At 71.5% G+C, this 22,073-nt stretch carries 20 protein-coding genes; 8 read left to right on the forward strand and 12 right to left on the reverse strand.

Features of this window, described 5'->3' with window-relative positions:
• Positions 1–36: 36 nt before the first annotated feature.
• A complete protein-coding gene (locus tag ACIRHA_RS17580; protein WP_403846093.1) occupies positions 37–1,218 on the reverse strand; it encodes a LacI family DNA-binding transcriptional regulator in 1,182 nt (393 codons plus the stop codon).
• A 505-nt stretch (positions 1,219–1,723) separates the two neighbouring features.
• Here ACIRHA_RS17580 and ACIRHA_RS17585 point away from each other — a divergent pair.
• Complete coding sequence (locus tag ACIRHA_RS17585) at positions 1,724–3,625, forward strand: ATP-binding protein (RefSeq protein ID WP_403846096.1); 1,902 nt, start codon at positions 1,724–1,726, stop codon at positions 3,623–3,625.
• Here the strand turns inward: ACIRHA_RS17585 and ACIRHA_RS17590 are convergent.
• The 4 genes from ACIRHA_RS17590 to ACIRHA_RS17605 form a co-directional block, all read right to left on the reverse strand.
• Positions 3,603–5,945, reverse strand: a complete 2,343-nt coding sequence (locus ACIRHA_RS17590; RefSeq protein ID WP_403846099.1) for an MFS transporter — start codon at positions 5,943–5,945, stop codon at positions 3,603–3,605. The genes ACIRHA_RS17585 and ACIRHA_RS17590 overlap by 23 nt on opposite strands.
• 133 nt (positions 5,946–6,078) lie before the next feature.
• Positions 6,079–6,228: a hypothetical protein gene (locus ACIRHA_RS17595; protein ID WP_403846100.1), complete on the reverse strand. Its 150-nt coding sequence runs from the start codon at positions 6,226–6,228 to the stop codon at positions 6,079–6,081.
• 48 nt (positions 6,229–6,276) lie between these two features.
• A complete protein-coding gene (locus ACIRHA_RS17600) occupies positions 6,277–6,708 on the reverse strand; it encodes a spore germination protein GerW family protein (RefSeq protein ID WP_403846102.1) in 432 nt (143 codons plus the stop codon).
• A 94-nt stretch (positions 6,709–6,802) separates the two neighbouring features.
• A complete protein-coding gene (locus ACIRHA_RS17605; RefSeq protein ID WP_403846105.1) occupies positions 6,803–7,774 on the reverse strand; it encodes an esterase/lipase family protein in 972 nt (323 codons plus the stop codon).
• 226 nt (positions 7,775–8,000) lie between these two features.
• Here ACIRHA_RS17605 and ACIRHA_RS17610 point away from each other — a divergent pair, with 226 nt between their 5' ends.
• On the forward strand, positions 8,001–9,293 hold the full coding sequence (locus tag ACIRHA_RS17610; protein ID WP_403846108.1) for a PucR family transcriptional regulator: 1,293 nt from the start codon (positions 8,001–8,003) through the stop codon (positions 9,291–9,293).
• Between the two features lie 36 nt (positions 9,294–9,329).
• Here the strand turns inward: ACIRHA_RS17610 and gdhA are convergent, their stop codons facing one another.
• On the reverse strand, positions 9,330–10,685 hold the full coding sequence (gdhA, locus tag ACIRHA_RS17615) for an NADP-specific glutamate dehydrogenase (protein ID WP_403846110.1): 1,356 nt from the start codon (positions 10,683–10,685) through the stop codon (positions 9,330–9,332).
• 306 nt (positions 10,686–10,991) lie between these two features.
• Here gdhA and ACIRHA_RS17620 point away from each other — a divergent pair, with 306 nt between their 5' ends.
• Together ACIRHA_RS17620 and ACIRHA_RS17625 are read left to right on the forward strand one after the other, a co-directional pair.
• Positions 10,992–11,435: a hypothetical protein gene (locus tag ACIRHA_RS17620; RefSeq protein WP_403846113.1), complete on the forward strand. Its 444-nt coding sequence runs from the start codon at positions 10,992–10,994 to the stop codon at positions 11,433–11,435.
• 356 nt (positions 11,436–11,791) lie between these two features.
• Positions 11,792–12,238, forward strand: a complete 447-nt coding sequence (locus ACIRHA_RS17625; protein ID WP_403846116.1) for an anthrone oxygenase family protein — start codon at positions 11,792–11,794, stop codon at positions 12,236–12,238.
• Positions 12,239–12,293: 55 nt separating this feature from the next.
• Here ACIRHA_RS17625 and ACIRHA_RS17630 read toward each other — a convergent pair whose 3' ends face one another.
• Both ACIRHA_RS17630 and ACIRHA_RS17635 read right to left on the reverse strand, forming a co-directional pair.
• The gene (locus tag ACIRHA_RS17630) at positions 12,294–13,190 is read right to left on the reverse strand and encodes an MBL fold metallo-hydrolase (protein ID WP_403846119.1); all 897 of its coding nucleotides are present in this window, start codon (positions 13,188–13,190) and stop codon (positions 12,294–12,296) included.
• Between the two features lie 70 nt (positions 13,191–13,260).
• Positions 13,261–14,022 carry a sulfite exporter TauE/SafE family protein gene (locus ACIRHA_RS17635; RefSeq protein WP_403846122.1) on the reverse strand — a complete coding sequence of 254 codons (762 nt, stop codon included), beginning with the start codon at positions 14,020–14,022 and terminating at the stop codon, positions 13,261–13,263.
• Positions 14,023–14,129: 107 nt separating this feature from the next.
• Between ACIRHA_RS17635 and ACIRHA_RS17640 the strand changes: the two genes are divergently transcribed.
• The 3 genes from ACIRHA_RS17640 to thpR all read left to right on the forward strand — a co-directional run bounded on the left by ACIRHA_RS17640 (position 14,130) and on the right by thpR (position 18,342).
• Positions 14,130–15,023, forward strand: coding sequence for a LysR substrate-binding domain-containing protein (locus ACIRHA_RS17640; protein ID WP_403846124.1), 894 nt, complete (start codon positions 14,130–14,132; stop codon positions 15,021–15,023).
• 62 nt (positions 15,024–15,085) lie between these two features.
• Positions 15,086–17,728, forward strand: coding sequence for a rifamycin-inactivating phosphotransferase (gene rph, locus ACIRHA_RS17645; RefSeq protein WP_403846127.1), 2,643 nt, complete (start codon positions 15,086–15,088; stop codon positions 17,726–17,728).
• Positions 17,725–18,342, forward strand: a complete 618-nt coding sequence (thpR, locus tag ACIRHA_RS17650) for an RNA 2',3'-cyclic phosphodiesterase (RefSeq protein ID WP_403846130.1) — start codon at positions 17,725–17,727, stop codon at positions 18,340–18,342. The genes rph and thpR overlap by 4 nt, the downstream gene beginning before the upstream one ends.
• Before the next feature lie 47 nt (positions 18,343–18,389).
• Here thpR and ACIRHA_RS17655 read toward each other — a convergent pair whose 3' ends face one another.
• Genes ACIRHA_RS17655 through ACIRHA_RS17665 form a run of 3 tightly spaced genes read right to left on the reverse strand, consistent with a single transcriptional unit; the run spans position 18,390 to position 20,495 of the window.
• Entirely contained in the window at positions 18,390–18,614 is a 225-nt protein-coding gene (locus tag ACIRHA_RS17655; protein WP_403846133.1) for a hypothetical protein, read from the reverse strand.
• A gap of 43 nt (positions 18,615–18,657) precedes the next feature.
• Positions 18,658–20,073: a sulfatase-like hydrolase/transferase gene (locus ACIRHA_RS17660; protein WP_403846136.1), complete on the reverse strand. Its 1,416-nt coding sequence runs from the start codon at positions 20,071–20,073 to the stop codon at positions 18,658–18,660.
• The gene (locus ACIRHA_RS17665) at positions 20,070–20,495 is read right to left on the reverse strand and encodes a MazG nucleotide pyrophosphohydrolase domain-containing protein (protein ID WP_403846139.1); all 426 of its coding nucleotides are present in this window, start codon (positions 20,493–20,495) and stop codon (positions 20,070–20,072) included. Before ACIRHA_RS17665 ends, ACIRHA_RS17660 begins: the two co-directional genes overlap by 4 nt.
• A 201-nt stretch (positions 20,496–20,696) precedes the next feature.
• Between ACIRHA_RS17665 and ACIRHA_RS17670 the strand changes: the two genes are divergently transcribed.
• Positions 20,697–21,281, forward strand: a complete 585-nt coding sequence (locus ACIRHA_RS17670; RefSeq protein ID WP_403846142.1) for a dihydrofolate reductase family protein — start codon at positions 20,697–20,699, stop codon at positions 21,279–21,281.
• A 22-nt stretch (positions 21,282–21,303) separates the two neighbouring features.
• Here the strand turns inward: ACIRHA_RS17670 and ACIRHA_RS17675 are convergent, their stop codons facing one another.
• Positions 21,304–21,852, reverse strand: a complete 549-nt coding sequence (locus tag ACIRHA_RS17675; protein WP_403846145.1) for an SsgA family sporulation/cell division regulator — start codon at positions 21,850–21,852, stop codon at positions 21,304–21,306.
• Positions 21,853–22,073: the final 221 nt, after the last annotated feature.

Raw genomic sequence — 22,073 nt, forward strand, 5'->3', positions numbered from 1 at the left:
TGTCAGAGCGCGGTGGTGGGCGATGTGGTGCGTGGATCAGCCGGGGGTGGGGTCGGGGGCGAGGCCATGGTCGGAGGTGGGGCCACGGTCGGAGGCAGGGTCGGAGTCGGGAGGCGCGTCCCCTCCGGTCCGGGCGCGTCCGGCAGGGTTCCGACGGCGGTCGGCGGGGGCCGGGCCGCTGCTGCCGCGCGGGACGAGCCGGGGGGTCTCGTCCTCGACGGTGCGCGCGGGTCCCCCGTCGATCAGAGCGAGCAACTCCTCGGCGGCGTGCCGCCCGAAGGCCGGGGTGTCACGTACCAGGGCGGACAGCGGCGGGTGGGTGGAGCCCGTGAGCACGGACTCGTCCCAGGCGACGAGCGTCAGCGCACCCGGCACCTCGATGCCGAGCGAGGCGGCGACGCCGAGCCCGGCGACGGCCAGCACGTCGGTGTCGTAGACGATCGCCGTGGGTCGCCGCTCATGTGTGTCGAGCAGCTGCCGGGTGGCGACGACGCCCTGCTGCCGCGAGTAGTCGGTGGGGATGCTGCGGATGTCGGCGGGGTCGAGGCCGAGCCGCTCCGACTCGTCCCGCAGGGAGCGGATCCGCTGCTGCGTGTGGGCGAGATGGGGCAGCCCCGCGATGTGCGCGATACGGCGGTGCCCGAGACCGTGCAGGTGCTGGACGATGCCGGCCATCGCCCGGGTGTCCGAGGCCCACACGCTGGAGATGCCCGGGTGCGCCGAGCCGCCCTCGCTCCCCGGCACGGATCCGATGAACGCGGCGGGCAGACCCAGCTCGTCGAGCAGGGCCGGACGCGGGTCGCCGTCCCTCGGGTCGACGACGAGCACGCCGTCGACCCGGCGCTCGGCCCACCAGCGGCGGTAGGCCGCACACTCGGCGTCCAGGTCGGGGACCACCAGGAAGAGCAGCCCGATGCTCCGCCCGGCGAGCGCCTCCTGGATCCCGGACACCAGCTGCAGGAAGAAGAACTCCGCGCCCAGGGCATGCGCGGGGCGGGCCAGGACGAGCCCCACCGTGGCCGTGCTGTCCCCGTTCAACGCCCGCGCCGCCGCGCTCGGTTGCCACCCGAGCCGGTCGGCGACCTCGCGCACCCGCTGCCGGGTCGCCGGCGAGACACCGGGCCGCCCGTTCAGCGCCAGGGACACGGCGGACTCGGACACCCGCGCCTCTTCGGCGATGTCCTTCAGGGTCGAGCGTCTGGAGGGAGTACGGCGCATGGAATCTCCTGCCACGCCTACCGGCAAGCCGCCCCCGAACGGAACGGCCCGTAACCCAACTGCCCTGAACTCAAGCGGTTGAGTGCGAGAACGCTAAGGCGCTGGAGCCGCTGGGGCAACAGGTCGCGCACCAATTGCCGCTATCGCGTGCGTATTTGAGGCGCCAGGCGAGGCAATCGGCCGCCGCAAGCGCTGGTTTGACATGGATGCGCGGTGAATACGGTGTCATGACCGGAGGTTCCCGGTTGTCCGTGCGGAGAGCGCGCCCCTATGTGGAGTATCTGTAGGTGCGTGCACGTGAAATATGCCCCTGATGGGGGTTTTCCGTGGATTCCGTCATCCGGTGCATCCAAATTGTCTGCCCTGCGGGTACGCCTGCGCCCACGCGCACTACCGGCGCGCACCGCCGGCGTTGAAGCTGCCGGGAGTTGCCGACAGTAACGATTCTGCTGATCTTCGCTCACCACCCCTTCGTTCCATTCGTCGAAGCCGCAAAGGACACAAGGTGCGCAAGCAAGCCGGCGAGGTCGGCACGCTTCTCAGACTCGTCGCGGACAGCCGGGCCGACGACTCCCTCATCGGGCGAGAAGCGGAACTGACCCAACTGCGGAGCCTGTTGGCGGGCCACCGGCTGGTCACCGTCACCGGCCCGGTCGGGGTCGGCAAGAGCCTGTTGAGCGATGTCGCCGCGCAACGGGCCCGGCTGTCCCGGCGACAGGTGGTGCGGGTGTCCTGGCCGGAGGCGACCGGCCGACCGGGGGCGTTCAGGGACGCTGTGCGGCAGGCGCTGCTCGGCACCCCGCTCTCGCCTGACGGCCCGCCCGCCGGTCGGCGGTCGGCCCCTCGGGTCCTGCTGTTCCTGGACGACATCGACCCGGTCCACGACGAGTGCGTCGGAGTGGTCCAGCGGCATCTCCTGCACCACCCGACGCTCCAGGTACTGATCACCGCGCGCCGCCCCCTCGGGCTCGGCGACGAAGTGGTGCTGCGACTCGGCCCGCTCGCCACCGAGCCCGAGGGCGACGGCTCCCCCTCGCCCGCCGCGCGCCTGTTCCTGGCCACGGCCGGCGGCGCGCTGCGGCACCGCGATCCGTCCACCCTCGAACGAGTCCAGGACATCTGCCACACCCTCGACGGACTGCCCCTGGCGATCGAACTCGCCGCCGCCCAGCTGCGCTCGTACTCCCTGCACGACCTGGCCGAACTCGTGGAACACGGGCAGTCCTGGCTGCACAGCCCCCGGCAGCGTCTGCGGCGGCACCGTTCCGTCGAGGAGGCCGTCGGCGCCGTCCACGCGCTGTGCTCCCCCTGGATGCGGATGGTGTGGAGCCGCGCCAGCATTCTGGCCGGGTCGTTCGGCGAGGCGGCCGCCGTCCTGCTGTGCACCGGCGGCGAGGTCTCCCCGCACCAAGTGCCGGGGCTGCTGACCCAACTGGCCTCGCTCGGCCTGCTCCAGCACGAGAACGACCCGCACGGCCCCGCCGAACCGCGCTATCGAATGCCTCCGGCGGTACGGGAGTTCGGCGAGCGCCGGCTCACCGAGGCCGGCGAACTCGACATCGCCGTCGAACGCCGGGCCGGACACTGCCGAAGGATCGTTCACCTCGCGGAACACCTGTGGGAGCACGGTCATCAGACGCAGGCGGTACGCCTGCTCTCCGACGAGCAGCACAACCTCAACGCCATCCTGCGGCACGCGCTGACCGACCCCCGTCCCGAGGCCGCCGTCGCCGCCCTGGAGACCGCCACCCGCCTGTGGTTCTGGTGGGTCACGGGCCACGGCACGGCCGGGCTGCGCTATCTCCTCCAACTCCTGGCCCGCTGCCCCGAGGACCACCCCTCGGCGGCCCCTGCGGCCTGGCTCGCCGCCTGGCTCGCCGCGCGCACCGACCCGGACACGGCCCTCACCCTGCTCGACCGGATCTGGCCCGGTGCCGTCCTCGACGGCGACGACACCCTGCTGGCCCGCATCGCCCATGTCCACGGCCTCATCGCCCTCACCCTCGGGGACCCCCACCAGGCAGCCGATCTCTTCGAGCAGGCCTGTGTCCTCACGCCCGACCACGCCACCGGCGGGCCGGGCCGGGCCGTCTACCTCGCGGCCCTCGCCTGCGCCCGGCGGGACACCGAGCCGCGCGCCGCGCACCGGGCGGCTCTCGCCGCTCTCGCGCAGCCCGGGCTGCGCGACGACGTGTGGTCGAGCATGCGCGCCCGCTACGCCCTGGCCCTCGTCGACCACCACAACGGCCGCGCCGCCCGAGCCTGGACACGCGCCCACCGCGCGGTGTCCGACGCCGACTCCGCCACCTGCGCGCCACAGGCCCACGCCGCGCTGCACTCCCTCCTCACGGCCCTGCGCACGGGGCAGGCCGCCCCGGCGCCGGTCATCCCGGGGTTGTCCGGATGATGTGAGGCCCGCGTGCGGGAGCGGGGACCGGGGCCTCGGCCGGGCGCAGCGCGATGATCGCGATGTCGTCGGCCAGGTGATGGGTCCAGTCGCGTACACCGGCGTCGAGATGGCACACGAGGTGCTCGGGCGTGCCGTACGGCGCCCTGGTCAGATCCTCGGTGAGCGGGTAGAACTCGCCGGTCGAGTTACGGGCCTCGCTCAGTCCGTCGGTGTGGGCCACGAGTGTCGCCCCGACGCCCAGCCGCACCGTGTGCGGGGTGAGCGGGGCGCCGGAGCCGAGCGCGCCGAAGCCCAGGGGCAGCAGGGTCGGGACGTCGATCTCCGTGACGCCGGCGGGGGTGACCTCCAGCGGCGTGAGGTGGCCGCAGTTGACGATCCGCAGGTCGCGGGCCTCCCGCTCCGGGCCGTCGTGCTGCAGCAGCAGCGCCGTCGCGAACAGCTCCTCGTCCCCGCGTGTGGCGGCGGCGCGCAGCACCTGCCGGTCGAGGCGCGCGGCGAGCTCCCCGAGCTCCTCGGTCTCGAACGCCTGACTGCGAAAGCAGCCCAGCAGATCGGTGACGGTCTGCACCGCCTGCAAGCCCTTGCCGCGTACGTCGCCGATGAGGATCCGGGTGCCGTACGGCGTGTCCAGGGCCTCGATGAAGTCGCCGCCGATTCCGGTGTCCGCGGTGGCGGGCCGGTACAGGCTCGCGAGCCGCAGCCGGCCCAGGTTCTCGGGTATGGGGTGGAGCACGGCGTGCTGGAGGGTGCTCGCGGTCTGGCTGAACCGGGCCAGCCTGTCCCGTTGTTCGCGCCGCGACCAGACGACGGCGCCTGCCGCGGCCCCGAAGGTGAGCGCGATGATCAGGGTGCCGGAGTCCCCGATTCCGGTGCGTGTCAGCAGGTACTGCAGTCCGGCGGCGCACGCCACCGCCACGGAGACCGCGACCCGGCCGAGCAGCAGCGCGGCCACGGCGAGCACGATCGTGCCGACGCGCAGCAGCTGGCGCGCTTCGGCGGGTACGGGGGCGCTGTCGAGGGCGGAGGTGAAGGGCAGGGCCTGCGCGGCGGCCGTGCCCAGGAGTATGGAGCCGGGCAGCAGGGCCGCGCCGGTGCCGAGGTGGGTGCGCGGGAGGGCGGCGAGGTAGCGCGCCATCTGCGGCGCGGCGGCCAGCATGACGCCGAAGCCGATCAGCGCCACGACGGCGAAGTCGCCTGCCACCGGGTACGCCTGGTCGCCGAGGCCGGCGTGCAGCAGGACGAGGCCGAGCGCGGCCAGCGGCAGCCCGAGGGAGGAGCCCGTCACCGGTGTGACCGCGTGGCGGCGCACCAGCAGGCAGCTCGCCGCGCCGCCGATCCCGAAGGCCGAGAGGACGAACCCCGCGGACTCGGGGCCGCCGCCCTTCTCCGCCGCGAGCGACGGGAGCGCCATGGAGAGCACGACCTGGGTGAAACCGAGGGCGAGGCCCGCGACCAGGGCGCCCGCGCGCAGCGCCCCCGGCATCGGCGCCGGACGCCCGCGGGACAGCACCGACAGGCCGGCGCAGCGCAGCCTCGCGAGGACGAGGGCGACGGTGGCGGCGAGCAGCAGCAGGCCCACGCGCGGGTCCGCCCACCCCCACACGGGGGCGAGCTGCAGCGCCGCGGGGGCGAGCACGCCGAAGGCGATCAGGTAGCCGGCGCGCGGCCGGTCGGGCAGTCGCCGGCGCGTGGTCGCGGCAGGGTCGGGCATGTAGCGGTGCACGAGTAACAGCGCGACGACCGCGGCGACGGTCATGGCGGCCATCGCCCACCGCCACCCGGTCACTGACGTCGCCCGCGGCGCGAGGTTCACGGCGAGCACGAAGCCCACGGACATCGCGGCCAGCCAGCCGCCCATCACCTTGCGCAGCCGGCCGGGCAGGAACACGGTCGGCAGGAAGGCGAGGCAGCTGACGAAGACCGCCGCGAGGGCCGCGGCGACGACGATCCGCCCGAGCACGTACGACCAGCCGTCGAAGGCGACCGCGGCGAGCGCGCACCCGGCGGCGAGCCCCGCCAGGGCAACGATCAGTACGGAGCGCCGTCCTCGCAGGTCACCGGTCCGCCCCGCGACGAACAGGACGAACAGTGCCAGGGACGAGCCCACCACCCGGGCGACGACTTCGTGGTGCTCGCCCAGGCCGAGTTCGGCGTGGACGAGCGGGACGCTGGCCGAGTGCACCGCGGGTGCCACCACGTACAGGGCCGCGACGGCGGCGAGCAGCAGCCCGACCACACGCGTGGATCCGCGTGTGCCGTCCGCCGGGTATCCGACAGCCGCACTCGCGCCGCCGCCGGACATACCGGTGCCGAGCATTCACTGACCTCCATGATGGACCCCCCTGCCACGCAGTCCTCCGGCACCAAGGGTCGCCGAGAACATATGACCCACGTAAGGACCGAAAGTCCCTAATGGAACTTTACCGACAAGTAGGGAGTAACCGGAAAGGTCAGCGGCGCCCGGTCAGGGCGATCGGCAGCCCGTCCTTGGGGAACGGGAGCGAGTGGTAGTCCATCGGCGGCGCGTAGCCGGGGTCGACCGTCCACTGATGGGTGCGCAGCAGGCGGTGCATGATCGCCTTGACCTCCAGCTCGGCCATCGAGGGTGCGGGGCCCAGCGTGAGCGGAAAGGGTGTTGGGCCCTCGCCTCACTCCGCCTTGTCGCGCCGCCCGAGCCGGGCCTTCGCCACCGCCCGCATCGCCCTGCTCCCGACGACGCCGGCCAGCAGCGTGGCGAGCGGCAGGGCCACGTCCACCCACGGGTCGCGGATCGGCTTGTACGTGGCGGCCCCGTCCTTGATCTCGATGAAGCCGAGCGGCTTGGCCAGCACACCGCCTCCGCCTCCGCCGCCCTCCCCGTCCTTGTCCCCCGCCTTCTCACGCCCGGCTCCACCGCCGAAGCCGAAGCCGGCCCGGGCGACCGGGACGACGGTGACGCCCTCCCGGAAGACCGGCTCGCCGAAGACCGCGGCGATGGAGGCCCGGCCGCCGAGCTTGTCGGCCAGCCTCTCCAGCAGGGCGGCGGACGCGTCGGCGGTGGTGAGTTCGGTGGGTGTGGCCTGTCCGTCGGGGCGGGTCATGCGATGCCTCCCTGGCGCGGCTTTTGTGGCGAAGCACTCCACGCTAGGCCGGAGGTTCGGGCTCCGCCACTGTCGCGCACGCACCGGCTTCGGGTCAGAGCAACTGCAGCCCGTAGTCCCGGCAGGAGGGCTTGAAGTCCGCGGGTCCGTCGGCGAGGGCGTTCATGGTGATCTGGAGCGTCGGGCCGTCGTTGAACAGACCCATGTGCCCGGCGCGGTCGCCGGGGCAGGCGTCCTGCAGGACCACGTTGTCGACGTCCTTGCCCTTGAGCGCCTGGGAGGCGTACGGCGTGACGACGGTGTCGTACTTCGTCATGACGACCGTGTAGTGCGGGCCGTCCGGGACGGTGTCGCCGTCCGCCCACATCTCGCGGGTGTACTCGGAGGTGTTCGTCTGCTCGATCACGCCGGGGAACTGCGCGACCTTCGACAGGCCGGTCACGAAGCCCATCAGGTTCAGCGCGTTGCCCAGATCGGCGATGCCGTTGAGGTTCGTGCCGTGTGAACTCGGCGCCCAGCCGACGTACTTGTCGACCTTCTTCGCGCCACCCATCTTCTTCATCCACCACATCGGGACGTTTCCGCCGAGCGAGTGACCGATGATGTCCACCTTCTTCGCGCCCGTCGAGGCGAGGGTCCTGTTCACGAACGCGTCCAGCTGGGCCGCCGACTCGCGGTTCGGGCCGAGGCCGCCGACCCGCCCGGCGGACAGGGCGGTGAAACCGTAGTTCATGGCGTAGACGCAGTAGCCCGCGTTCTTCAGACGGGGCGCGGCCTTCACGAAGTTGGCGCCGAAGTTGAAGAACGTGCCGGGCAGCAGGACGACCGGGTCGGGGTGCTCGGCGCTCGGTCTGCACGACCAGTCGTTGGCGCCCGCGACGGCCCCCGGGGAGGTCGCATAGTTCGTCAGGGCCTGGGCCACGCCGCCTTCGGGGAGCTTGGGCGCGTCGTCGGCGTGCGCGGGTGGCGCGGCCGAGAGGGTGAGGGCGGCGGAGGCACAGAGGGCCGCGGCTGCCAGACCCTTGGAGGTCCTGGACGTGCGCGTGGGCGAATCGGTCACAGACATGTGTGTCCTGCCTTTCTGATGTCCCGAGGAACACTGGTGCACCGAACGCGCCGGCGACCCCGGCTGACGTCCAGACATGAACAGCGCCGATTGTGAGCCGTCACAAAGCGCCGCGCCTCCGGAAGATCGCGCCCGCACCCCGGCCCGGCTCTTGACACCCCTCCCACGGACAGCGATCTTGGGTGACGCTACGCGCAGGTAACCTCGGGGTCCGTGGGGAGGCGGCATGACCGGCGATGGCGGTTCGTCGGCGCCGCTGACCTTTGACGGCGTCCTCCTGCACCAGCGCCTGAGCGAGGCGCTCCCCCAGCTGACCGGCCGCGTCCTTGACCGCCTCGTCGACCGGGTGCCGGTGTACGACACCATGCCGCGCGAACAGCTCCGCGGCGAGATCCAGCGGGTCGTCGGGCAGTGCATCGCCTCCTTCGCCACGATGCTGCGCACGGGCCGACTCCCCGACGAGGGACGGTTTCTGGCGCTGCGTCAGTCGGCCGCCAAACGTGCCGAGGAGGGAGTGCCCGTCGACGCGGTGCTGCGGGCGTACCACATCGGTGCGCAGGAGTGTCTGCAGCAGATGCTGCGCCATGCCACGGCTGGCGATCTGGAACATGTACGGACCGCCACGGCGCTGGTCCTCGAGTTCCTGGAACGCATGACGGTCACCGTGGTCGCCGGGTACACCGCCGAGCGCCAGGCGGTCCTGGGCGAGGAACAGTCCGCACGTCAGGACCTGCTGACGGCGCTGGTCGAGGGAACGGACGTGCACGGCGCCGCGGCCCGCTGGGGTCTCGACGTCCCGCCCTGCTTCCTGGTCCTCGACCTCGCCATCGGCGCCCACCCCGACGAGGCGCTCGACGGGGTGAGTCCGGTCATCGCGGGCAGACGCAAACTGCGTCGCCTGCGCGTCGAGCTCGACCGCCATGTCGACGGCACGGTCCTGTCCGCGCTGTCCGGTGACGGGGGCCTGGCCCTGGTCCCGTGCCGTACGGCGCCCGACGATGTCTCGCACGAGGACTGGAAGCGGCTGGCGGACGCGGTCGCGCACATGCGACGGATCGCCGGGGTCGACATCATGGCGGGCGCGGCGTCCGCCGCCCCGGCCGACGTTCCCGCCGCGGTGGCGCTCGCCAGGGAGGTCCGCCGGGTGGCGGCGGCGTCGGAGCGTCCCGCGGGGCTGTACCGGCTCCCGGACGTACTGCTCGAGTACCAGTTGATGCGTCCGGGGCCCGCGCGGGACGAACTGGCGCACCTGATGCGGCCGTTGGCGGGGCGCCCCGAACTACTGGCGACGGTGCGCACGTACCTGCGCTGCGGGCTCAACCGCCGGCACGCCGCGCACGCGCTGTGCGTGCACCCCAACACGGTCGACTACCGGCTGCGCCGTGCCGCCGAGATCACGGGGCTCGACGTCACAACGGGCCCGGACGCGCTGCGGGTCCGGGCCGCGATCAGCGCGCTCGACGCTGTGGAGGCTCCGTGGGACGAGGCGGCGCAGACCCCGCGGGACGAAGGCGGGTGACCGCCCCCGCCCCGCGAGGCCGCACGGCCACCGGTCTCAGATGACGCCCTGCGCCAGCATCGCGTCGGCGACGCGCTCGAAGCCCGCGATGTTCGCGCCCGTCACGTAGTCGCCGGGGGCGCCGTAGCGCTCGGCGGTCTCGTGACAGGTGTCGTGGATGTCCTTCATGATGTGCGCCAGCTCGTCCTCGACCCGCTGCGCGGACCACGACGTACGGGCGTGGTTCTGTGCCATCTCCAGCGCGCTGACGGCGACACCTCCCGCGTTGGCCGCCTTGCCGGGGCCGAAGGCGACGCCCGCCTTCTGGAGCAGGTGCACGGCCTCGGGCGTCGTCGGCATGTTGGCGCCCTCGGACACCGCCTTGACACCGTTGCGGATGAGCGCGGCGGCGGCGTTCTCGTCCAGCTCGTTCTGGGTGGCCGACGGCAGTGCCACGTCACCGGCGACGTCCCAGACGCTTCCACCGGGCACGAACCGGGCGGAGGCACCCCGGCGTTCGGCGTACACGTCGACTCGGCCGCGCTCAACTTCCTTGATCTGCTTGAGCAGTTCGAGGTCGATGCCCTTCTCGTCCACGACGTACCCGGAGGAGTCCGAGCAGGTGACCGGGTTCGCACCGAGGGCGTGCAGCTTGTCGATGGTGTAGATGGCGACGTTGCCGGAGCCCGACACGACGACGGTCTGCCCCTCCAGGTCCTCGCCGCGCTCGCGCAGCATGGCCTCGGCGAACAGGACGTTGCCGTACCCGGTCGCCTCCGGACGGATGAGCGAGCCGCCCCAACCCTGGCCCTTGCCCGTGAGGACGGACTCCCAGCGGTTGGTGATGCGCCGGTACTGACCGAAGAGGTAGCCGATCTCGCGGCCGCCCACGCCGATGTCGCCCGCCGGGACGTCGGTGTGCTCACCGATGTGCCGGTACAGCTCCGTCATGAAGGACTGGCAGAACCGCATGACCTCGGCGTCGCTGCGCCCGTGCGGGTCGAAGTCGCTGCCGCCCTTGCCGCCGCCGATACCCAGACCGGTGAGCGCGTTCTTGAAGATCTGCTCGAAGCCCAGGAACTTGATGACACCGAGGTTGACCGAGGAGTGGAAGCGCAGGCCGCCCTTGTACGGGCCGAGGGCGCTGTTGAACTCGACGCGGAACCCGCGGTTGACGTGCACCCGGCCGCGGTCGTCCTGCCACGGCACCCGGAACATGACCTGCCGCTCGGGCTCGCAGAGTCGCTCCACGAGGGCGGCCTCGGCGTACTCGGGGCGGGCCTGGAGTACCGGCGCGAGGGTCTCGAGGACCTCGTGCACGGCCTGGTGGAACTCGGGCTGCGCGGGGTTCCGCTTTTCGATCTCGGCAAGGAGGTTGCCGAGGATGTCCTGCGTGTTGGATCGCGTCGTCACTGAAAGCCTTTCGGGCTCGGCAGTCGCCATCTCCCTGCGGGTGCGGCTCGCTCGGGTCCGGTCGTTCGATGAGCGCGCGGCGCCATTGCCGTGCGCGGGACAGGGTAAGTGTTACGCGCACGTAAACGCCTTGACCAGTGCCATCCGAATTCCGGACGGTGCGGGCCCGCGTGGACCGTCATCCGGCCTGCGCAAATCACGTATATCGCTACATTTCGACCAGCTGGGCCGGGACTTCCGGGCGCGAGGAGCGGTGGGGGAGAATACGACCCTGGCGTCCGGAGCCGGCGGGAAGGAAGCGTGCGCGTGATCAAGTGGGTGTCCATCGGGAACGCCGAACCGCGTCCCGTACCCCGGCCCGTGGCCACTCCGCTGGTGTGGGCGTTGACCGGGGGTACCGCCTTGCTGCTCGTGGCGCTCATCAACACACTCCTCGGTCCCGGCCGCCCCTGGCTCGCGCTCACCGCGCTCGCACTGCTCGCCGCGGGCCTCGGCTTCTGCGCCAGATTCACCGCGGCACCCGGCACCGCGGTGCTGTGCTGGTTGTTCCTCAACGGCTTCGCGATACCACCCGCCGGCACCCTCAGCTGGATCGGCCACCGTGACACGCTCTGGCTGACCTGCCTCCTGACCGCCACGCTCGTCGGCACACTGTGGGCGCGCCTGGCCCACGCCCGGGCCGCGTACCGCACGATCACCGCGGCCCCGACCCCACGGACCACGCTGGGCGACGACCCGCTGACCCGCTGACCCGCCACCCCGAGGGGAAGAGGCCGGCCGCGGGGTGTGCACTCCCCCGTACGCTCATCACGCGACAGGTACCGCGACCGGCTTCACTGGACGTAACGACACGCGGTCCGCCATGTTCTGCCGCACGGCACCGAGTTGACGAACTGCACCGGACTCCCCAGCCACCTTCACACGGTGGGCACGTGGTTCGCCGGGCCGTCAGAGCACGGCGAGCCGGTCCACCAGTAGCCCCTGCACTCGATGCGGCGTTCCTGTGCCGGCACGATCCGATCCTAGCAGCGCTAGACAATCGAGCGGCAGTAGCGCTAGCTTTGCCTCACTGGCTAGCGCCGCTAGATATCTCCGAAGGGGTCGTCATGCTCAACGCACTTGAGGTCTTCACCACCGTGGTTCTCGGCGTGATGGTGGGGGTGGAGTTCTCCGTCGCCTTCGTCATGAACCCGATCTTCAGCGGCCTTCCCGACGACGCCAATCAGCAGGCACGCTCCCACGGGGGCCGGATGCTGGGCGCCGTGATGCCGGTCTGGTACATCGGATCGCTCGTCCTCATAGCGATGTGGGCCGTCGCCGGATGGCACCACGACGGCGCGGGGCTCGTCGTCGTCGCCGGCGCGCTGCTGCTCGTCAGCGTGGTCATGTCGCTCCTGCTGCTCGTCCCGATCAACAACCAGGGCAAGACGTGGACCGCCGAGAACCGGCCCGCGGACTGGAAGGAGCAGATGAGCCGCTGGGACCGCTACCACTACGCCCGCGTCGCCGTCATCGTCGCCGCGTTCGCCGTGCTGGTCGCGGCGCTGGTCTGAGCCCGTGGGACGGAAGGGAACTTCCCTACGCGCCGCGTCCCTCCGCGCCGCGTCCCTACGCGGCGCGGAAGCGCCCTGCCACCACTTCCTCGACACGGCCCTGCCCCATCAGCCGATCCAAGTGCCGCCGCGCCGTGCGCAGTTCCACGGGCCGGATGTGCGCCCCTTCCACATGCGGCCGGTACACCAGCCGGTGGTCGGCGATCTCGTCCGGTGTGTGCGGTTCGCTCAGGAAGGCCAGCAGTTCGGCGTCCCGCTTGTCCACCACGCCGGCGTAGGCGTCGAGCCGGCGGCGGAACTCCGCCGCTCCCTCGATCACCCCCTTCTGGTGGGCGGTGCCGTACCAGCGGGCGTCGATGTCCGCGCATCGCCGCATCGAGGTCTCGAAGTCGACGAGGCTGCTGCCCACGTCGCCGTAGTACGGGCCGAACGACGTCAGGTCGATGTCCGCGACGAACAGGAAACCGTCCGGTTCGACCAGGAATCCGCTGTGGCCCGCGGTGTGCCCAGGCAGGTGGACCACGGTCACCGTCCGCCCGCCCAGATCGAACACGGTGCCGTCCTTGAACGCCTGCGCGTCCGGGCGGCCCTCCACATGGAACTCGTCCCGCATCGCCGCGTCGACGGCGTCGACCGTGTCCTGAGGCAGTCCGAGCGCGGAGACGAGGGCCGCGCGCGAGCGCAGCGCGTCGAGGTCGCCGCGGTGCACGTGCACCGGCACGTCGTAGCGTCCGAGGCCGGCGATGTGGTCCTCGTGGGCGTGGCTCACCAGGACCAGGTCCGCGGGCGGCGCGTCGTCGACGAGCGACAGCGAGGGGTCGACGACCAGCGAGGCACTCGTACCGCGTACGAGCAGCGAATTGGCGCCCGGGTACGCCCCGTTGCGGGCGCCGACGAGCACGGTGACGGCGCCGTACGCCGCGGGGGTGTATCCGGTGGGGCGGGGTTCCATGGTCCCGTTTCTATCGAACCGCGGACGGGACCGCCATAAGGCACCCCCTTGCCCCCGCCTGCCCGCTTCGTCAGCCGCCCAGGAAATACAGGACAGTCGTGACCACCGCCGTCGTCAGCAGGACGCCCCGCAGCAGTCGGGCCGACAGGCGGCGCGCCAGGTGGGCGCCGGCGAAACCGCCCGCCACCGCGCCGACCAGCATGGCCGTGAGGAGCAGCGGAGCGGTCAGCGCGTCCGAGGCCAGCAGCAAGAGCACGGTCGCACTGAGGTAGATGGCCGCGAGTTGGGTCACCCGCATCGGATTGCCGGCCGCGGCGTCGAGGCCGAAGCCGATGCCCCACAGCGCCAGCATCAGGATGCCTACGGCTCCGCCGAAGTATCCGCCGTACACACCGAGGAAGAACTGCCCGATCAGGACGGCGCGCGCACTCATGCCGACCGGGCGGCCCAGCGCACGGGTCAACGCACTCGAAAGGTGCCGCCCGAAGGCGAGGACCACCGTCGCGAAGGCGAGCAGCCACGGCACCGCGGCGTCGAAGGAGGAGGCGGGGAGAGCGAGCAGGAGACCCGCGCCGACAGCGCCGCCCAGCACACTGATCGCCGTCAGCGCCTTGGTGGACGCCGTTCCCACCGGGGCGAGTTCGCGTCGGTAGACCCATGCGCCGGCGACCGCTCCGGGTACGAGGGCGACGCGCGACACCGCGTTCGCGACCACCGGTGGCAGGCCGACGGCGACGAGCGCGGGCAGCGCCACGAAGGTTCCGCCACCGCCGATGGAATTGAGGGCTCCGGCGGCGACACCAGCCAGCAGGACAAGTAGAGGCTCCATCACCCGCAGAGCATCACCCGTGGACGAGCGGCGCCACAATGCGGAATCGACGTTCCCAGCCTAAGCCTGCTCCATAGGCTGCTGCTGAGGGCGTGTCCTACGATGTGCCAGTGCGCTACGACCTGGACGACCTGCGGCTCTTCCTGCACATCGTCACCGAGGGCTCGATCACGGCGGGCGCCCGGCGCATGCACCTGAGCCTGCCCTCGGCCAGCGCCCGGGTGCGCTCGCTTGAACACCACGCCGGGGTGGAGCTGTTGATCCGCGGCCGACGCGGCGTACGGCCCACGCCTGCGGGGGCGACACTGGCCCGCCACGCACGCGACGTACTCGACAGGACCGCGCGCCTCGACAGCGCCGTCGCGAGCTACACCCGGTCCCCGAACGCCCAACTGACCCTGCTGGGCGGCGGATCGGCGATGCACCGGCTGGTGCCGCAGGCCCTGGTCCCGTTCCTCCGCGCCCACCCGGACACCGACGTCACCGTGTCCGAGAGCCGCACACCACAGACCGTACGCAGGCTCGCCGACGGCGAGGCGGACCTGGGGGTCGTCATCGACGGCGAGGCCGGCGACAGCGGCCTGCGCACGGAACCCCTGGGCGACGACTCCCTCGTCGTGATCGGCCAGGCCGGAGGGATCCTCGACGGGCGGACCTCACTGACGTACGGCGAGGTCGCCGAGCACCCGCTCGTCGGCCTCGACGCCGGCTCCTCGCTGCGCCGCTGGATCGAGAAGCGGCTCGGGCCGCACGCCCCCGCGGTGCGCCACCGCACGACCGTCGCCGATCTGAACGTCCTCGTCTCCCTCGCCGCCGCGGGCGCCGGGCTCGCCGTCGTGCCGCGGCGCGCGATCGACCCGCGCCACCCCCTCGACGTGTGCGAGTTGCAGGACCCGTGGGCCCGCAGGCGGCATCTGCTGGCCTGGGGAGCCAAGGACGGCGCGGCCTCGCCTGCGGCCGAGGCGCTCGCCGGGCACCTGCGCCGAGCGGCCCTGGAGTCATAATCCATAGTTCGTGATCCGTCATTCGTCATACGTGGGCGGACGGCCGCCAGGGAGGCAGCGCAGTGAGCGAGCAGTACGTGGTGGGGCTTCGGGAGGTCGACGAGACGCAGGTCGCGGTCGTCGGCGGCAAGGGTGCGCAACTGGGCGGGCTCGCGCGGATCGAAGGCGTCCGGGTCCCGGCCGGTTTCTGCGTGACGACCGGTGCCTTCCGGCGGGTCATGGCGGACGCGCCGTCGCTCGACGAGCGGCTCGACCGGCTGTCGCGGACGGATCCGGACGACCGGGAGGCCGTCCGGGCGCTCAGCGCGGAGCTCCGCCGGATCGTCGATGGGATCGGTGTCCCGGACGACCTCGCGGCCGAGATCGGTCGCGCGCTCTCCGGTCTGGGTGAGCAGGCCCCCTGCGCCGTCCGCTCAAGCGCCACCGCCGAGGACCTGCCGACGGCCTCCTTCGCCGGCCAGCAGGACACGTACCTGAACATCATCGGGCCGGAGTCGATCCTCCGGCACATCAGCCGGTGCTGGGCCTCGCTGTTCTCCGAGCGGGCCGTGACCTACCGTCAGCGGGCCGGCATCGATCACCGTACGGTCGACATGGCCGTGGTCGTGCAGCGGATGGTGCGCCCGGAAGCGTCCGGCGTCCTGTTCACGGCCGACCCGGTCACGGGCCACCGCAAGGTCGCCACCGTGGACGCCGGCTTCGGCCTCGGTGAGGCCCTTGTCTCCGGCCTGGTGAACCCGGACGTCTTCCGGGTACGGGACGGCGAGGTCGTCGAGCGGACCATCGCCGCCAAGCAGCATGCCGTGTACGCGCTCCCGGGCGGTGGCACGGAGCATGTGACGGTCGACGTGGAGCGGCAGAAGCAGCCGGCGCTGACCGATGCGCAGGTCGTCAGGCTCGTGCGGCTCGGGCGCCGCATCGAGGCACACTTCGGCCGGCCTCAGGACATCGAATGGTGCCTGGCAGAGGCCGACACCGATGCCGGTGACGGCGCCGAGTTCCAGATCGTGCAGAGCCGGCCGATCACGACGCTGTTCCCGGTCCCCGAGCGCGACGACCAGGAGAACCACGTCTACCTCTCCGTCGGCCATCAGCAGATGATGACCGACGCGATGCGGCCGCTGGGCATCTCCGTATGGCAGTTGACGGCGATGGCGCCGATGCACGAGGCCGGCGGGCGGCTGTTCGTCGACGCCACCAAGCGCCTGGCCGCGCCCACGAGCCGCGCGGGCCTCCTCGACATCGTCGGCCGTGGCGATCCTCTGATCAGGGACGCCCTCGAAACCGTCCTCGACCGCGGCGACTTCGTCCCGACGCTCCCGGACCCGGCCCCCGCCACGCCACCGGCCGGCGGTGGTCCGCCCGCTCCCATCGAGACCGACCCGGCCGTCGTCACCGGCCTCATCGAGCGCAGCCAGGAGTCCGTCGCCGCTCTGGAGCGTGACATCCGTACGAAGACCGGTCCTGCCCTGTTCGACTTTCTGCTCGATGCCTTCGAGGAGCACAAACGGGCGCTCGGTGACCGGTTGAGCATGCAGGCGATCATGGCGGGCATGGAGGCCACATGGTGGCTCAACGACAAGCTGTACGAGTGGCTGGGCGAGAAGAACGCGGCTGACACACTCACGCTGTCCGCGCCCGGCAACATCACCTCGGAGATGGGTCTCGCCCTGCTGGATGTCGCGGACGTGATCCGCCCGCTCCCGGCCGTGGTGGCCTTTCTCCGGGACGCCGGGCGGCTCGCGGACGACAACTTCCTGGACGAGCTGGCGAAGCGCGCCGGCGGACCCGAGGCGCGCGCCGCCGTCGAGGCGTACCTGGACCGCTACGGCGTGCGCTGCGTCGGCGAGATCGACATCACGCGGCCGCGCTGGAGCGAACGACCCACCACGCTCGTGCCGGTGATCCTCGACAACGTACGGAACTTCGAACCGGGCGCGGCGGAGCGGCGGTTCGAGGAGGGGCTCGAGAAGGCACGCCGGAAGGAGGCGGACGTGCTGTCACGCCTGCGCGCCCTGCCTGTGGACGGGGACGCGAAGGCCGACGAGACCCAGCGGATGATCGACCGCGTCCGCACCTTCATCGGCTACCGCGAGTACCCCAAGTACGGGATCATCCGCCGCTACTTCGTCTACAAGCGGGCGTTGTGGGAGGAGGCGGGGCGGCTGGTGCAAGCTGGTGTGCTGGATGACACGGAGGACATCTGCTACCTGACGTTTCAGGAACTCCATGACGTCGTACGCACCAACCGCGCGGACGGACGGCTCATCCAGCGGCGCAAGGACGAGTTCCGTACACATCAGTCGCTCACCCCGCCACGTGTGCTCACCTCGGACGGCGAGGCGGTCACCGGCACGTATCGGCGCGAGGACGTCCCGGACGGCGCGCTGATCGGTCTGCCGGTGTCCGCCGGGACCGTCGAGGGCCGGGCCCGCGTCGTCCTCGACATGGCGCAGGCCGATATCGAGGCGGGTGACATCCTGGTCACGGCCTATACGGACCCCAGTTGGTCGCCGCTCTTCGTGGCCGTCGCGGGGCTTGTCACGGAGGTGGGCGGGCTGATGACGCACGGCGCGGTGATCGCCCGGGAGTACGGTCTGCCGGCGGTCGTCGGTGTGGACGGGGCCACCCGGCTGATCCGGGACGGCCAGCGGATCCGTGTGCACGGGGCGGACGGTTACGTCGAGATCCTGGAGGGCACGTGACCGAACCGGCCGAGTCCGCCGCCACCCTGCGCGCGTTCATCGCCCTCGCCCCGCCCGACGACGCGAAGGAAGAGCTGGCACGCGCTCTGCGCCCGGTCTACGCCGCCCACCCCCGCCTGCGGCAGAACCGCATCGAGGACTGGCACATCACCCTGGCGTTCCTCGGCGAGCAGTCGGCGGCAACGGTCCAGCGGCTCCTGCGGCCACTCGCCGACCTCGCGGCCGGCCGGCCCTCCCCCGAGCTGGCGCTGCGCGGCGGTGGCCACTTCGACGACCGGGTGCTGTGGACCGGCGTGGAAGGTGACCTGGACGAGCTGCACCTGCTGTCCGAAGCGGTCCGGAAGCAGATCAGAACCTGCGGGGTCGACTTCCCCGAGCGTCCGCTCCGTCCGCACCTGACGCTGGCGCGCGCCCGCCGTCACGACACGACGTCCGTGCCAGAGGCGTCCGCCGCGCTCGAGACCTTCACCGGCCGGCGTTGGCCCGCTCTCCGTCTCCACCTGGTCGCCGGCGCTCCCGGGACCGCGTCCACGCCGAGGCGCTATCAGGACATCGGGGCGTGGGAGCTCGCGGGCGGGCCCGAGGCCGGTTCCGCGGAGCCGCCGAGGACCTGAGAACCAGGGTCGGTCATTTGCCTTCGGCCCGATCCGAACGACAGGCCCTACACCTGGTCGATGGCGAACAGTTCGAGGTGTCCGCACTTGGGGCAGCGCCGCGCCTCGATCCGTCGGCGGGGCCGGCCGAGCCGCTTGGCGCCGCCGAAGATGCCGCGCTCCAGCGCGCCTTCGATCCAGCGCGCGTAGCCACGCGAGTGCTCCCCCGCGTCCTCGATGAATCCGTCTTCCAGGCCGCCGGTGCCGCATTGGGTGCAGGTGTTGTCCGTCACCGGACCAGTTTAGGAGGTGAGGTCGGACAGCGGCGGGGTGGGTTCAAGGGGTGTCGCTCTGTACGTACGTGGCCTCGTCGTCGCGTCCCCGGGACAGCGGATGTACCTGGCCGTGCCCGGTGACGCGACGATGGTAGGCGGACATCCCGGCGCGTTCATGGTGGGCGAACCAATCGTGCAGCGCCGCGGTGAGGTCCTGCTGGGCGCCGCGGGTGGCGGGCGTGCCGAAGAGGTTGGTGCGTTCGTCCGGGTCGTCGGCGTGGTCGTAGAGCTCGCCGGGGCCTTCGGAGCGCACAACGAGTTTCCAGCGGCCGTCGGTGATCATGCGGCCCTGGCCGTATTCGGCGAGGACGACGACCGTCTCCGGCCGCGGCGCCGGGCGTGCGCGCAGCAGGTCGGCGAACGGCTCGCTGACCCCCCACTGGTCGTCCGGCGGCCGGACTCCGGCGAGTTCGCACACGGTGGCGTGCCAGGACGCCGCGCTGATGAGGCGGTCGCTCACGCCGCGCGTGCCGCCCGGGACGCGGACGACGGCGGGAACGCGCACGGAGTTGTCCCAGAAGTTCAGGGGGAAGGTGCCATTGCCCTTGCCCCACAGACCGTGGTGTCCACAGGAGAAACCGTTGTCGGCCGTGAACAGCAACACCGTGGATTCCCATACGCCTTGGGCCTCCAGCTCGGCGCGCAGGCCGGCCAGGCCTTCGTCGACCGCGGTGAGCGAGGCGCAGTAGCCGGCGAGGTTCGCGGCCGGGTCGTCGAACGCGGCCTGGAAGGCGCGCCGTCGCGGGTTCGTCCATGGGTGACGTGGTTCGCGGGGGACTGAGGGGAAGTCGCAATCGGCGTACCGGTCGAGGTACTGGCGCGGGTGGTTGTCGATCCACGGGTCGTGCGGGGCCGTGTAGTTGACCTGGAGGTAGAAGGGGCGGCCGCGGTCCCGCTCGCGGAGGAAGCGGACGGCGTTGTCGGTGATCGCGTGGGTGAGGTAGCCCTCTTGGGCGGTGGGTGTGCCATCGGGCGACCACACAGGGGCGTCGTAGTACGGCCCGCCGCCGTAGCGGTGCGCGTACCAGTCGGTGAACCCGGGAGCCGGCCATTGGGAGTGGCCGACATGCCACTTGCCGCTCATCATGCACGCGTAGCCGGCGTCGGCGAGGACTTCCGGTGTGGTGGGCTGCCCGGCGAGATAGTGGTCGGGTTCGGCGTCCGGATGACGCTCGCCGACGAGCCAGTCGTGCACGCCGTGCGCGGACGGCATCCGCCCGGTCATCAGGGACGCGCGGGCCGGGGAGCAGACCGGCGAAGCGCAGTAGAACTGGTCGAGTTCCACGGCATCGTCCATGAGCCGGGCGAGATGCGGCATGTGCAGCTCGGGCATACGGTGCGGCATGGCCCAGCGCCCCTGATCGTCGGTGAGGACGACGACGAAGTTGAGCGGCTGGGCGGGACTCTGTTCGGTCATGCCGAGCAACCGGCCGGCGGCCATACGACGACGTCGTCGAGGGTGGGTGGCCGGTAGCCGGGCCCCTTGAGTACCTTGCCGTCTTCCCGGCGCAGGACCCGGCCGTCCACGTCGAGCTTGCTCATGTTGGAGCGGTGGACCTCGTCGAACACGGCCGGCAGGTCGATCCCGAGGGCGTCGGCGGCGCCGTACGTGACGTAGAGAACGTCGGCCAGCTCCTTGGCCACCGCCCTGTACGCAGTGGCCGCGTCGGCGCCGGCCCGCAGGGCCGTCGCCAGCTCGGTGAGGGCTTCCGCCACCTCGTGTGCTTCTTCCGTCAGCAACATCCGACGGTGTTCGGCCAGTTCGGGGCTCTCGGCACGGGCGGCGCCGTCGAATGTCTCCCGGAACTCGGCGACGCGGCGCATGGGTTCGTGGTCCATCTGTCGACCCTAAGTGTTCGGACTTCGTGCGTGGTCGGCGGTGTCACGGCCGACCGCCCACGAGGTGATGGGGAGGCGATCGGGTGCACGGTGGACGCGGCCGACGGGGTCACTGTCACGTTCCCGGCGGCACGGCCCCTGGACCGGCGTCACCTCCGGACAGAAGAGTGGCGACGGACAGAGAGAAGGGGAAGGAGAGCGATGCGCGCGATCACCGTAAGGATGTTCATGACCATGGACGGCGTCGTGCAGGGGCTGGGCCGCCCCGACGAGGACACCCGAGGTGGCTTCACGCACGGCGGCTGGGGGCCCCGGTACAACGACGAGGTCATGGGGCAGGAGCTGGCCAAGGGCATGGCCGCGCCGGGCGACATGCTGTTCGGCCGCCGCACCTGGGAGGACTTCCTCGCGTCCTGGGGGCGTTCGACCGACGGCAACCCGTTCACCGCGCACATGAGCGCGGCCACCAAGTACGTCGTTTCGAGGAGCCTCGAGGACGCGGAGGCCTGGGAGAACTCGGTGCTGTTGCGCGGCGACGCCGTCGAGACGGTGGCCGAACTCAAGGCGCGGCCCGGGAAGGATCTGTCCATCAACGGCAGTCCCTCGCTGGTACGAAGCCTGCACGCCGCCGGCCTGATCGACCATTACACGCTGCTGATCCATCCGCTGACCCTCGGCACTGGGACGAGACTGTTCGAGGGGCCCGCGCCGCTGACCGAGTTCGAGCTCACCGGCAGTGTCACCACTCCGAAGGGGGTGATCATCGCGCATTACACGCGCAGATGAATCGACGCCCGCCACGGCGCCGTCATCGCGGCGCGAGCAGCCCCTCGATCCCCTTGTCGATCCAGGCGGGGCGAACTTCGCTGCCAAACGGGATCAGGGCGTGGCTGCGCGCCAAATAGAGCAGCAGTGCCTGGTGGCCGACGCGAATGCCGAGCGCACGCTCCGCGTCCCGGGCCCGCAGCAGTACTCCGGGCGGGCCGTCGGGACCGACGTCGGGGCACACCGTCACGTCGCCGATGCCCGCTTGGCCGGACAGGCCGTCCGACAACAAGTCCCGGGATATCTCCCAGTGTTCGGCACGACGACCGAGCCGCGACACGGTCACCGCAACGACCAGTGGAGCTTCCCCCGTGTAGCGGAGCATGACGTCGCACGGCTCACACGCGCCACCGTCCACCTCGACGACGAGCCCTCGGACGGTCGCTTCGAGTCGCCTTTCACTGCCTCTGCCAGGACCCATCCTGATCATCCCCTTCCCCGTGGACGCGCCGCGGAACGAGCCGTAGAACGGCGCTCGAATCAACTTAGGTACGGAGCCAGAAGTGCCGTTGGCATAGTCGCGGATGGGCATCATTCCCACGCAACCTGTTCGACTGTTCGCACACCAGCGCCACGGGCCTCGTAGGATGCCGGGGTGCCCAAGCCTCAGCCGATGAACCGCCGTACGTTGATCGCCGCGTGGGCGGTGCTGTGCGTGGCCGGCCTCGCCGCCATCTCCGCGCTCGACCACTGAACCGCGCAGCCCGGCAGCGGACGGCGGATCCTACGCCGCGCCTCACCGATTCGTGGGAA

This window comes from Streptomyces sp. NPDC102360 (assembly GCF_044766085.1).
Taxonomy (GTDB): Bacteria; Actinomycetota; Actinomycetes; order Streptomycetales; family Streptomycetaceae; genus Streptomyces.